General features: G+C 69.5%; 11 protein-coding genes. 7 read left to right on the forward strand and 4 right to left on the reverse strand.

All coding sequences use genetic code 11. The features are described from left to right. Positions 1-5 precede the first annotated feature (5 nt). Together HNR67_RS09090 and sdhC are read right to left on the reverse strand one after the other, a co-directional pair. Positions 6-428, reverse strand: coding sequence for a succinate dehydrogenase hydrophobic membrane anchor subunit (locus HNR67_RS09090; RefSeq protein ID WP_185001623.1), 423 nt, complete (start codon positions 426-428; stop codon positions 6-8). Position 429: 1 nt separating this feature from the next. Further along, entirely contained in the window at positions 430-858 is a 429-nt protein-coding gene (gene sdhC / locus HNR67_RS09095; RefSeq protein ID WP_185001624.1) for a succinate dehydrogenase, cytochrome b556 subunit, read from the reverse strand. A 391-nt stretch (positions 859-1,249) separates the two neighbouring features. On the opposite strand from sdhC, the gene HNR67_RS09100 reads away from it, so the two are divergent. The 6 genes from HNR67_RS09100 to HNR67_RS09125 all read left to right on the forward strand — a co-directional run bounded on the left by HNR67_RS09100 (position 1,250) and on the right by HNR67_RS09125 (position 8,053). After that, positions 1,250-2,380, forward strand: coding sequence for a BMP family lipoprotein (locus HNR67_RS09100; protein WP_185010385.1), 1,131 nt, complete (start codon positions 1,250-1,252; stop codon positions 2,378-2,380). An 82-nt stretch (positions 2,381-2,462) separates the two neighbouring features. Then, a complete protein-coding gene (locus HNR67_RS09105; RefSeq protein WP_185001625.1) occupies positions 2,463-4,031 on the forward strand; it encodes an ABC transporter ATP-binding protein in 1,569 nt (522 codons plus the stop codon). A 2-nt stretch (positions 4,032-4,033) separates the two neighbouring features. After that, the gene (locus HNR67_RS09110) at positions 4,034-5,107 is read left to right on the forward strand and encodes an ABC transporter permease (protein WP_246493014.1); all 1,074 of its coding nucleotides are present in this window, start codon (positions 4,034-4,036) and stop codon (positions 5,105-5,107) included. Next, a complete protein-coding gene (locus tag HNR67_RS09115; RefSeq protein WP_185001626.1) occupies positions 5,104-6,375 on the forward strand; it encodes an ABC transporter permease in 1,272 nt (423 codons plus the stop codon). The genes HNR67_RS09110 and HNR67_RS09115 overlap by 4 nt, the downstream gene beginning before the upstream one ends. A 2-nt stretch (positions 6,376-6,377) precedes the next feature. Beyond that, on the forward strand, positions 6,378-6,779 hold the full coding sequence (locus HNR67_RS09120; RefSeq protein WP_185001627.1) for a cytidine deaminase: 402 nt from the start codon (positions 6,378-6,380) through the stop codon (positions 6,777-6,779). Further along, positions 6,776-8,053, forward strand: coding sequence for a thymidine phosphorylase (locus tag HNR67_RS09125; protein WP_185001628.1), 1,278 nt, complete (start codon positions 6,776-6,778; stop codon positions 8,051-8,053). Before HNR67_RS09120 ends, HNR67_RS09125 begins: the two co-directional genes overlap by 4 nt. Before the next feature lie 599 nt (positions 8,054-8,652). Here the strand turns inward: HNR67_RS09125 and HNR67_RS09130 are convergent. After that, positions 8,653-9,918 (reverse strand): apolipoprotein A1/A4/E family protein, encoded by a 1,266-nt coding sequence (locus HNR67_RS09130; RefSeq protein ID WP_246493015.1) that lies wholly within the window; start codon positions 9,916-9,918, stop codon positions 8,653-8,655. Between the two features lie 407 nt (positions 9,919-10,325). On the opposite strand from HNR67_RS09130, the gene HNR67_RS09135 reads away from it, so the two are divergent. Next, positions 10,326-11,414: an adenosine deaminase gene (locus HNR67_RS09135; protein WP_185001630.1), complete on the forward strand. Its 1,089-nt coding sequence runs from the start codon at positions 10,326-10,328 to the stop codon at positions 11,412-11,414. Positions 11,415-11,479: 65 nt separating this feature from the next. On the opposite strand, the gene HNR67_RS09140 is transcribed toward HNR67_RS09135, so the two are convergent. Then, positions 11,480-12,709: a primosomal protein gene (locus HNR67_RS09140; RefSeq protein ID WP_185001631.1), complete on the reverse strand. Its 1,230-nt coding sequence runs from the start codon at positions 12,707-12,709 to the stop codon at positions 11,480-11,482. Positions 12,710-12,719 lie beyond the last annotated feature (10 nt).

Below are 12,719 nucleotides of genomic sequence, written 5' to 3' on the forward strand. Positions count from 1 at the left end.
CTCGCTCAGCCGAAGTTCGGGGTGAAGGTGAAGATCACGAACGTGCCGAGCGCGACTGTCAGGATCACGGACACGTACAGCAGCGTGGTCAGCCAGAACCGGGTGCTGTCCTTGCGCGAGTAGTCATTGATGATCGTGCGCATCCCGTTGCCGCCGTGGATCATGGCCAGCCACAGCATGGACAGGTCCCAGAACTGCCAGAACGGCGAGGCCCAGCGGCCGGCCACGAAGGCGAAGTTGACCTTGTGCACACCGCCGTCCAGGTACAGCATGATCAGCAGGTGGCCGAGCACCAGGAACACCAGCACCAGGCCGGACAGGCGCATGAACAGCCAGCTGGCCAGCTCGAAGTTGCTCCGGCGGGCGGCCCGGCGGCGCGGATGCCGCGGCGGCGCCAGGTCGGGCGCGTTGAGGGTCGCTTCGCTCATGTCACATCCCGCCCATCAACATGCTGTACGCCTTGGCGAGCAGGTGGTACGAGCCGGGGATCATCAGCGCGGCCCAGATCACCAGCACGGTCCACATCATCGGACGCTGGAATCGCGGGCCCTTGCCCCAGAAGTCCACCAGCATGACGCGGATGCCGTTGAGCGCGTGGAAGAGCACCGCGGCCACCAGGCCCAGCTCGAACAGGACGAAGAACGGTTCCTTGTAGGTCGCGATGACCTTGTCGTACGCCTCCGGCGACACCCGCACCAGCGCGGTGTCCAGGACGTGCACGAACAGGAAGAAGAACGTGAGCACCCCGGTGATCCGGTGGGCGACCCACGACCACATGCCCAGGTCTCCCCGGTACAGCTTGCCGCCGCCGCGGGAACCCCGCTGCTGCTGCGTCGCCGCGGCCTCTGTGCTGGCCATGGTGGACGGCCTCCAACGTCATTGCTGGATCTCTGGCACCGGTGTTCGGGCAGCCGGGGCCTTGACCCACGGGATGCTAGCCGTGTAGGCGCCGGTCGACCCACTTGGCGTCGCCCGCTGTGATCGACGAGACAGCCTCCAGGGGGACTCGCGCACGCGACGCAACACGCGCGTAACCCGCGCGCGCGAACTTCGGCGCGAACGGGGGCGGCCTGTGGATGGAGCGGCCAACAATTCGGTCACGTACGGCAGACTGCCTGCGGAGTACGCCATACCGGCGGGTACGGTTCGGCGTTTGTAGAAGCCCCCGTCGATGGAGCCGGGGGTTGTGCCGGGCGGCCGTGAGGTAGCTCGGTGAGGCCATGTGAAGGAGACGAGAGCCGTGCGTCGGATGCGAAACGCCGCGGTGGCCGCGGTCGCGATCACCAGCGTCCTGTCGCTGGTCGCGTGCGCGAAGGACAGCGGGACGACCCCGGGCGGCAACGCCGCCGGGGCCGAGTGCCAGAAGGCCACCCCGCCCACCGTGCAGGCCGGTTCGACCAGCAGCAGCACCACCGGGACCAAGCCCGACGCCAAGGCGCTCAAGGTGGGTCTGACCTACGACATCGGCGGCCGGGGCGACGCCTCGTTCAACGACGCGGCCGCCGCGGGCATCGACCGCGCGATCGCCGAGCTGGGCGTGCAGAAGAGCAACGTCAAGGAGGCGTCGGCGGCCGCCGGTGACACCGAGGACGTCAAGGCCAGCCGCCTGCGCCAGCTGGCCAGCGAGGGCTTCAACCCGGTGGTCGCGGTCGGCTTCGCCTACGCCGACGCGCTCAAGGTGGTGGCCGCGCAGTTCCCGAACACCCGCTTCGCCATCGTGGACGCGGGCGTGGACGGCGCCAAGAACGTCACCCCGCTGGTCTTCGCCGAGGAGCAGGGCTCCTTCCTGGCCGGGGTGATCGCCGCGTACAAGAGCAAGAAATGCTCAGTCGGCTTCGTCGGCGGCGTGAACGTGCCGCTGATCCAGAAGTTCGAGGCGGGCTTCTACGCGGGCGCCAAGGCGGCCGCGCCGAACATCAAGATCGAGAAGAAGTACCTCACCCCCGCGGGTGACGTCTCCGGCTTCAACGACCCGACCAAGGGCAAGGTCGCCTCGGACGGTCTGATCGACGGCGGCGCGGACGTGCTCTACCACGCGGCCGGCGCCTCCGGTAAGGGCGTGTTCAACGCCGCCAAGGCCCGCGGCGCGCTGGCCATCGGCGTGGACTCCGACCAGTACAAGCAGACCACCGTGGCCGAGTCCAAGGACATCATCATCTCCTCGGTGCTCAAGCGGGTCGACGTGGCCGTCTACGACTACATCGCCGCGGCCGCCAAGAACGACCTGAGCACGCTGCCGAAGTCCTTCGACCTCAGCGTCGACGGCGTCGGTTACGCCACCAGCGGCGGCAAGGTCGACGACATCAAGTCCACTGTGGACGCCTACAAGGCCGCGATCGTCTCCGGCCAGATCAAGGTCTCGGACAAGCCGAGCAGCTGAGCAAGCATCAACACGCGATGGGCCCGGGGCGAGGCTCCGGGCCCATCGCGTGTTAGCCGCCACCCACCGGGAGAACTCGACGATGAGCAGTTCCCTCGATGCCGCCCAGCACTCGCGCCCCGCGGTCCGGCTCACCGGCATCACCAAACGCTTCCCCGGCGTGATCGCCAACTCCGACGTGCACCTGACCGTGGCGCACGGCGAGGTGCACGCGCTGTGCGGGGAGAACGGCGCTGGCAAGTCCACGCTGATGAAGATCCTCTACGGCATGCAGCAGCCCGATGAGGGCATGATCGAGGTCAACGGCGAGCAGGTGCACTTCCGCTCGCCATCGGATGCGATCAAGGCCGGCATCGGCATGGTGCACCAGCACTTCATGCTCGCCGACAACCTCACCGTGCTGGAGAACGTGGTGCTGGGCGCGGAGGCGCTGCACGGCATCGGGTCCAAGGCACGCAAGCGGATCGCCGAACTGGCCAAGCAGACCGGGTTGCACGTCAGCCCGGACCTGCCGGTGGAGCACCTCGGCGTGGCCGACCGGCAGCGGGTGGAGATCCTCAAGGTCCTCTACCGCGGCGCGCGGATCGTCATCCTGGACGAGCCCACCGCGGTGCTGGTGCCGCAGGAGGTCGAGGAGCTGTTCCTCACCCTGCGCGGCATGCGCGAGCAGGGCTACACGTTCCTGTTCATCTCGCACAAGCTGGACGAGGTCAGGGCCATCGCGGACAGCCTCACCGTGATCCGCCGCGGCAGCACGGTCGGCACCGCCGACCCGAGGACCGTCACCTCCCGCCAGCTCGGCGAGCTGATGGTGGGCAGCGAGCTGCCCAGCCCGGAGACCCGCGAGTCCACCGTCACCGACCGCGCCGTGCTCACCCTGTCCGAGGTGCGGCTGTGCGCCGCGGGCGGGCAGCGGCCGCTGCTGGACCACATCACGCTGACCGTGCACGCGGGCGAGGTGCTGGGCATCGCGGGCGTGGAGGGCAACGGCCAGACCGAACTGGTCGAGGCCGTGATGGGCATCCGCAAGATCGACAGCGGCTCGGTCACCCTTGGCGGCGAGGACATCACCAAGACCCCGACGCTGGCCAGGCGGGAGGCAGGCATCGGGTACGTGCCCGAGGACCGGCACCGGCAGGGCCTGCTGCTCACCCAGACGTTGTGGGCCAACCGCATCCTGGGTTACCAGACCCGCCGCCCGGTGGTCCGCGGCCGCTGGCTGGACATCGAGGGCGCGCGGGCGGACACCCGGCGGATCGTCGAGCAGTTCGACGTGCGCACCCCTGGCATCGAGGTGCCCGCGGCCGCGCTCTCCGGCGGCAACCAGCAGAAGCTCGTGGTCGGCCGTGAACTCTCCGGCGACCCGGTGCTGCTCATCGCCTCGCACCCGACCCGGGGCGTGGACGTGGGCGCGCAGGCGGTGATCTGGGAGCAGATCCGCACCGCCAGGGCCAACGGCCTGGCCGTGCTGCTGGTCTCGGCCGACCTGGACGAGCTGATCGGGCTGTCCGACTCGATCAAGGTCATGTCGCGCGGACGGCTGGTGGCCGACGCCGACCCGAACGTGGTGACGCCCGAGGACCTCGGCGCGGCCATGACCGGCGACTGCGAGTACGAGGCCGGCGCCATCGACGAGGGGACCGAGCAGTGAAGCTGAACGCCCGCGCTGTCCTGCTGCCCCCGCTGCTGGCGATCATCGCGGCCCTGCTGCTGTGCTCGATCGCGCTGATGATCTCCGGCGGCAACCCGCTCGAGGCCTTCGGCGCGATGATCGCGCAGGTCGGCAGGGGCACCACCGCGGTGGACATCGTCAACACCGGCAGCACCTACTACCTGGCCGCGCTCGCGGTGGCCATCGGCTTCCAGATGAAGCTGTTCAACATCGGCGTCGAGGGTCAGTACAAGCTGGCCGCGATCGTGGCGATGATCGCCGGTGGCGCGGTCGCCCTGCCGCCGGTGCTGCACACGCTGTTCATCCTGGTGGTGGCGGCCCTGGTGGGTGCGATGTGGGCGGCCATCCCGGCCATCCTCAAGATCACCCGCGGGGTGAACGAGGTCATCTCCACGATCATGCTCAACTGGATCGCCACCGGCATCGCCGCGTACCTGATCCAGCAGTCGGTCTTCGGCGAGCTGCGCGGCAACAACCTGGGCACGCCGGTGGTGGCCGAGTCCGGCTGGGTGCCCGGCATCTCCCTCGGCGGCGCCGGGACGATCTTCGGCCTGGTGGTGCTGGCCGTGCTGGCCGGGGTCGGCTACTGGGTGCTGATGAACCGCACCCGGTTCGGCTTCGAGCTGCGCGCCTCCGGCGAGTCGGCCACCGCGGCCACCGCGGGCGGGGTCAACGCGAAGAAGATGGTCCTGGTCGCGATGCTGCTCTCCGGGGCCACCGCCGGCCTGGTCGCGATGCCCGAGCTGCTCGGCCGCGACTACACCTACACGCTGAACTTCCCGGCCGCCTACGGCTTCACCGGTATCGCGGTGGCGCTGCTGGGCCGCAACCACCCGGTCGGCATCGCCTTCGGCGCGCTGCTGTGGGCCTTCCTGGACAAGTCCTCGGTCGCGCTGGAGAACGTGGGCGTGCCCAAGGAGATCGTGACCATCATGCAGGGCTCGATCGTGCTGTCGGTGGTGGTGGCCTACGAGGTGGTCCGGCGGATCACCCTGGCGGCCGAACAACGCAAGGTCGGGCAGCAGCTCGGCACGACGGACGAGGTGGCCGCATGAGCGCCGTAGTCGACACCCCGCAGAGCCCGGACAGCGCGGCGTTCCTGGCCGGTCCGGGACCGAAGCGCAAGCTGCCCGGCTGGAGCGTCGGCCTGCTGCTGGTGGCCGCGGCCATCGGCGCGCTGTCCACCGCCTCCTACCTGACCGGCGTGCCGCAGCTGACCTCCTCCGGCACCTTCCAGACCGCGGTCCAGCTGGCCATGCCGATCCTGCTCGCCGGGCTCGGCGGCCTGTGGGCCGAGCGCGCGGGCGTGGTCAACATCGGCCTCGAAGGCATGATGATCATGGGCACCTGGGGCGGGGCCTGGGCCGGTTACCAGTGGGGCCCGTGGGCCGGACTGGTCGCGGCCGCGGTCTTCGGCGCGCTGGGCGGCCTGCTGCACGCCATCGCCACGGTGACCTTCGGGGTCAACCACATCGTCTCCGGTGTGGCGATCAACCTGCTCGGCGCGGGCGTGACCAAGTACCTGTCCACGCTGCTGTTCCAGCCGGTCTCGCACAACCCGCGGGAATCACCGCCGGTGCCCAAGTTCGACACCTTCTCCATGCAGCCGCTCGGCGACTGGCTGGCCGAGCTGGAGAACGAGCAGCGGGTCGGCATCTCCGATGTCGCGGGCATCCTCAAGGGCCTGGTCACCGGGGTGTCCCCGCTGACCATGCTGGCCATCCTGCTGGTGCCGATCACCTACCTGGTGCTCTGGCGCAGCCGGTTCGGCCTGCGGCTGCGCTCCTGTGGCGAGAACCCGGTGGCCGCGGAGTCGCTCGGCGTCAACGTCTACCTGCACAAGTACGCCGCGGTGATCGTCTCCGGCGCGCTGGCCGGTCTCGGCGGGGCGGCGCTGCTGCTCAACCCTGGCCAGTCGGGTTACCTGGAGAACCAGACGAACGGCCGCGGTTACATCGGCCTGGCCGCGATGATCTTCGGCAACTGGCGGCCCACCGGCCTGCTCGGCGGCGCGGCGCTGTTCGGCTACGCCGACGGGTTGCAGCTGCGCAGCGGTGGCGGCGCGGTGCTCGCGCTGCTGTACGCGGCGGTGCTGGCGCTGGGCGTGGTCGTCATCTGGCAGCTCTGGCGGCGACGCTGGGTGGCCACCGCGGTGACCGTCTCCGGCGCGCTGATCCTGTACTGGGTGTACTGGTCCTTCAACGAGTTGCCCAGCCAGATCACCACCTACCTGCCGCACCTGGTGACGCTGGTGGTGCTGGCGGTGTCCGCGCAACGACTGCGCCCACCGGCGGCGAACGGCGTCGAGTACCGGCGCGGCTGACAATGTCCACTGTGGACTGGGAACTGCTGCGCGAGACCGCGGTCAAGGCCGCCGGGCACGCCTACTGCCCCTACTCGGGGCTGCGGGTGGGCTCGGCGGCCGTCTGCGACGACGGCCGGATCGTGACCGGCTGCAATGTGGAGAACGCCTCCTACGGCCTCGGGCTGTGCGCGGAGTGCACGATGGCCGGTCAGCTGCGACTCACCGGCGGTGGCCGGTTCGTCGCGGTGACCTGCCGCAGCGGCACCGGCGAACTGCTGATGCCGTGCGGCCGCTGCCGCCAGGTGCTCTACGAGCTGGGCGGTCCGGACTGCCTGCTCGACACCCCGCGCGGGATCCTGCCGATGAGCGAGGTCCTGCCGGATGCCTTTGGACCCGATCAGCTGCCGGAGCCGCCAGCATGAGTCACAACGCCATTGACGTGATCCGCGCCAAGCGCGACCGCAATCGATTGACCGACGAGCAGATCGACTGGGTGATCGACGCCTACACCCGGGGTGTGGTGGCCGACGAGCAGATGTCCGCGCTGGCCATGGCCATCTTCCTGAACGGGATGACGGCCGAGGAGACCGCCCGCTGGACCGCCGCGATGGTCGCCTCCGGCGAGCACCTTGACCTGTCCGCGGTCACCCGGCCCACGGTGGACAAGCACTCCACCGGCGGCGTCGGTGACAAGATCACCCTGCCGCTGGCCCCACTGGTGGCGGCCTGCGGCGCGGCCGTGCCACAGCTGTCCGGCCGGGGCCTCGGCCACACCGGCGGCACCCTGGACAAGCTGGAGTCCATCCCCGGCTGGCGGGCGAACCTGTCCACCGAGGAGATCACCGCCCAGCTCAACTCGGTCGGCGCGGTCATCTGCGCGGCCACCGAGGGCCTGGCGCCGGCCGACCGCAAGCTCTACGCGCTGCGCGATGTCACCGGCACGGTCGAGGCCATCCCGCTGATCGCCAGCTCGATCATGAGCAAGAAGATCGCCGAGGGCGCCCAGTCCCTGGTCCTGGACGTCAAGACCGGCACCGGCGCGTTCATGAAGACCGAGGCCGCCGCCCGCGACCTGGCCAAGGCCCTGGTAGCCATCGGCAAGGCCAACGGCCTCAACATCAGCGCCCTGCTCACCGACATGTCCATCCCGCTGGGCCGCGCGGTCGGCAACGCGGTGGAGGTCGCGGAGTCCATCGAGGTCCTGCAGGGCAACGGCCCAGCCGACGTCACCGAGCTGACCGTGGCCCTGGCCAGGGAAATGCTCACCCTGGCAGGCATCGACACCGACCCGGCCCCCGTACTCGCCTCCGGCCAGGCCTACGAGACCTGGTGCCGGATGATCAAGGCCCAGCACGGCGACCCGGACGCCGCCCTGCCCAAGCCCAACCACATCCACGTGGTCGAGGCCCCTGCCACCGGCACCCTCACCACCCTGGACGCCTACGCCGTCGGCGTCGCCGCCTGGCGCCTGGGCGCGGGCCGGGCCCGCAAGGAAGACCCGGTCCAGCACGCCGCCGGCATCCTCTGCCACGCCAAACCCGGCGACCACGTGACCAAGGGCCAACCCCTCCTGGAACTCCACACCAACACCCCAGAAGCCTTCACCGGAGCCCTGGCCGCCCTCACCGGCGGCTACCAAATCGGCGACTCCACCCCCGAAGCCAAGCCCCTCATCCTCGACACCCTCCGAGGCTGACCCACAACAGCCAACACCCCGTACAACAACGGCCAACACGGCGTACAAGAACGGCCAACACACGGTACGACAACGGCCAACACGCCGACAGAGCTTGAAACCCGTCGGCGTGTTGGCCGTTGTCGTACGCCACGTTGGCCGTTTTGGGACGCCAACCAGGCAGGCGGGCGTAGCCCGGGAACGCTGCGGCTAGGCGGTTCACGCGCGCCGCGAGCGGGCGGAGCCCGAACAGGCGGAGGGGGTGGCTTTCAACACTCCCCGAGCGGTTCCCCCATCCCCGTCAGCCTGGAGAGGACACACCACATCCCGGGCAAGCGGCCCGCAACACAAACCGCCGCCGAACCAACACCAACGCGACCGGCCGCTTGCCCGGGATGTGGTTTGGTATCGGAGGGCTGACGGGGATGGGGGAACCGTACGAGCACTGCTCTTCTTCTCTGCCTTTGATTTTCCCCCCCATCCTTTGATTTCTGCCCGTCCGGCGAGGACGCCCTTGATCTTCGCTTTTGACTTTGACCCGCGCGGGCGGGCAAGGGCAGACAGCACTGCGCCCCGGGAGCCTGGGGCTCCCGGGGCGCGATGGTCGGTCCTGGTGTGCGTCAGCTGTCGATGTCCACGTCCACGCCATCGGGGTCGACGGACTTCTCCGCGTCGCGGGACTTGCCGGTGCTCTTGGCGCGGCTGCGGCGCTGCTGGCGGGGCATGACCGCGGGGGGCGGGGGCGGGGTGGGGGCGCCGCCGCCGAGGATCAGCTCGGCGAAGGTGGCCATGGCCTCGTCCAGCTGGCCGGCGTGGCGCTGGTCGGACTCCTGGTTGGCCTGGCGGACCAGGCCGATCAGGGCGTCGTTGTCCGGGCGCTCGGTGACCGCGCCGGTGACCCGGTTCAGGCCCTGCTTGACGTTGCCGTCCAGGTCGCCGAGGCGGCCGCTGACGTTGTCCTCGACCTCGTCGATCCGGCCGCCGACCTGCTCCAGCCGGGCGTTGAGCGCCTCCAGCCGGTCGGCAAGGCCCTGCAGCCGCTCGGTGGGGTCGACCGCGGGGCGGCCGAGCAGGTCGTCCAGCTTGTCGTTCTGCTCGTCGCGGGCCGCGGCCAGCGCGTTGTGCAGGCTGTTGTTGCCGTCGCCGATGGTGTTGCGCAGGCCGGTGTTGCCCTCGGTGATGGTGCTCTTGAGGGTGTTGTTGCCCTCGGTGATCGCGCCACGCAGCGAGCTGGTGCCGTCGTTGATCGAGCTGCGCAGGGTGTCGGTGCCCTCGGAGATCAGGCCACGCAGGCTGTCGGTGCTCTCGGTCAGCGAGCGCTGCAGCGCCTCGCGGGTGCCGTCGAGGTGCTCGTGCACGCCCTCGTCCACCTCGTCGATCCGGCCGCGCAACACGGTCTCCAGCGCCTCCACGCGCTCGCGCACCGGGTTGGTGATCGCGGCGGGCAGTGCCTCCAGGCGGGCGTCCTGCTTGTCCAGGTGCCGCTCGACGTTGCCGCCGAGGTCGTCCAGGCGCTTGTGGATGTTGGAGAGCTTGTCCTCAAGCCCGTCCATCTTGCCCTGCACGCCCTCGAACCGGCCCGCGACGCCGTCCAGGCGGCCGTCCAGCTGGGCGAAGGGCTTGGCCAGCTTGTCGACCAGGCTCTCCACCGCGCGGCCGAGCCCGGCGATCGCGCCGTCCTGGGCCTCCAGCCGGGCGAGGGTCTCGTCCAGGCGCTCGGCCAGCACGCTGACCTCGGTGCGGTCGGGCAGCTCGGAGAGGCGCTTGCGCACCGAGCCGAGCGATTCCAGCGGCGAGAGTCGAGCGTGGATCTCGTCCAGCGCGTCGAAGATCTGCTGCTGTTCGCTCTCACGGATCTCGGCTGCGCGGATCAGCGTGTTGCGCATCCGATCGAAAGACATTGTGGAGTGGTTGTTCTCGCTCACGGCAGGGACCTTCGTCGAAGGGAGGGGACCGACGGACGCGACTCTAGCCAGTCGCCCGAGTTGTTGGTCACCGACCCCCGGCCGAACTTCGGTGAAAGTTGGCTAGGAGTACGCCATTCGGGTGACTGGCTGCAGGAAACGCCAGTGGTTTGATCTTCAGTGGTTGATCAGCGCAGAACCGCGTTCCCCATTCGAGCTACTTGCTTCCCCGACCATGATCGACGTTCCGTGGCGAAGGAGCCGCGAGAACATCAAAGAACCATCCGACAGAGTGGACTTGCCACTCGTCGTACAGGTCAAATGATCATAGCGGGTGCTCTCCGGAACGGCTTGCCAACACGCCGGTCGAGCACGGGTACCGTGTCGCCATGTCAACCCCGGTGACTCTGGAAACCATCCGCACCGCACCCAAGGTGCTGCTGCACGACCACCTCGATGGCGGCTTGCGACCGCAGACCGTGATCGACCTGGCCGACGCCGGCGGCTACGCCAACCTGCCCACCACCGACGCCGAGGAACTGGGCGTCTGGTTCGCCGAGGCGGCCGACTCCGGCTCCCTGGTCCGCTACCTCGAGACCTTCGCGCACACCGTCGGCGTCATGCAGAACACCGACGCGATCATCCGGGTGGCCGCCGAGGCCGCCGAGGATCTCGCCGACGACGGTGTGGTCTACGCCGAGGTCCGCTACGCCCCCGAACTGTTCACCGAGGGCGGCCTGTCCCTGGAACAGATCGTGGAAGCCGTGCAGGAGGGCTTCCGGCAGGGCGAGGCCACCGCCGCCGCGCGTGGCAAGAAGGTCCGGATCGGCACGCTGCTCTGCGCCATGCGGCAGAACGCCCGCTCGCTGGAGATCGCCGAACTGGCCGTGCGCTACCGCGACGCCGGCGTGGTCGGCTTCGACATCGCGGGCCCCGAGGCGGGCTTCCCGCCCACCCGCAACCTGGACGCCTTCGAGTACCTGCGCCAGCAGAACGCGCACTTCACCATCCACGCCGGTGAAGCCTTCGGCCTGCCCTCGATCTGGGAGGCCATCCAGCACTGCGGCGCCGAACGGCTCGGCCACGGCGTGCGCATCGTGGACGACATCAAGGTGGAGGAGGACGGCACCGTGCACCTGGGCCGCCTCGCCAGCTACGTCCGCGACCGCCGCATCCCGCTGGAGATGTGCCCCAGCTCCAACCTGCAGACCGGCGCCGCGGCCTCCATCGCCGAGCACCCGATCGGCCTGCTGCACCGGCTGCGCTTCCGGGTCACCGTCAACACCGACAACCGGCTGATGAGCCACTGCTCGATGTCCGGTGAGATGGCCGCGCTGGTGGAGGCATTCGGCTACGGCTGGGCCGACCTGCAGTGGTTCACCGTCAACGCGATGAAGTCCGCCTTCATCGGCTTCGACGAGCGCCTGGCGATCATCAACGATGTGATCAAGCCCGGTTACGCCGCGCTCCAGGCATGAGCACAACAGTGGGGCCGCACCGATGATCCGGTGCGGCCCCACTGTCTATAAAGGAGTTACAGCGCTCAGTGCGCGCGCAGGCGTTCCTCGAAGCCGGCGACCAGCTTCTCCCAGGACTCCACCTCGGCGGTGAACGGCGCGCTCGGCGCCAGCCGGTTCGGGTCCGGCCGGATCACGAAGGACACCAGCCAGCCAAGGCTCTCCGACTTGGCCAGCGCCTTCTCCGCCGACTCGTCCTCGGCCCACTGGGCCGAGTCGGTGATCAGCTCGACGGCCAGCTCCAGCTGGTACGGGTCCACCTGTTCGACCCCACCGGCCAGGTCGTCGGACAACCCGGTCAGCACGTAGGTGTTGTCCTGCTCGACCTCGATCTCCAGGTCGCCGTTGGTGGCCGCGGCCACCACGTCCTCCCAGGTGACCACGGCGGACAGGTCGTTGGCGTGGTCCTCGGCCGAATCGCCCTCGCCGGTGGCCAGGAAGCGGGCCAGCGCGCGCGGCGTGCCGAAGACGTCGATCTGGCCCTCGGAACCGAGGAAGACCGGCTTGTCATCGAGGTAGCAGCGCAGCGTGTAGTGCTCGCCAACCGAGGTGATGATCTTGATCGGGTCGATGCCGACCTCGGCCCAGAAGCCGGTCGGCGCCTCCTCCTCGGCCTCGGCCTGCTCGCCCTCGGCGGCTTCCTCGTCGGCCTCGGTCTCCAGCTCGTCCAGCTCGGCCTGGGCCACGGTCAGCGCGGCCTCGTCCACCTCGGGCTGGGTGACCACGGCGTCGATCGCGTCCAGGACCTTGTCCCACTCGTCGATCACGACCTTGGCCAGTGCGTTCCACCTGGCCTCGCCGTCGCGCCCCTGGAACGGGTAGGTGCCCTGGTTGAGCAGGGCGAACCCGTCCGCGGAGTCCAGCACCTCGTGCACGGCCTCCAGCTCGCAGACATCGGCCAGCGAGCGCACGATGGCCACGGTCTCGGCCAGTTCGCCGATGGTCCAGGTGTCCGGCTCCTCGGCGACCAGCTCGGGCACGCCGACCAGGTCGAAGCGGTGCTCGTCGTCCGGGATCAGCTCACCGGCGTGCAGGCCGGGCACCTGCGCCCAGGCCGGGTGGTCGGTGAGGTCGTGCTCCTGCGCCTTGCGCAGGTAGGCGGCCAGGTGGGCGGCGTCGGCGAAGCCGTAGAGGTCCTCGCCGTGGCCGAGGAAGGCCTCCCACTCCTCGCCGTCCTCACGCCATTTCGGCGCCCACAGTGTGACCAGGTCACCCTGCGGAAGACCGAGTTCGATCGGGACGATGTCCTGGGCCATTCCCTGCCTC

The sequence above is a fragment of the Crossiella cryophila genome (assembly GCF_014204915.1).
GTDB classification, from domain to species: domain Bacteria; phylum Actinomycetota; class Actinomycetes; order Mycobacteriales; family Pseudonocardiaceae; genus Crossiella; species Crossiella cryophila.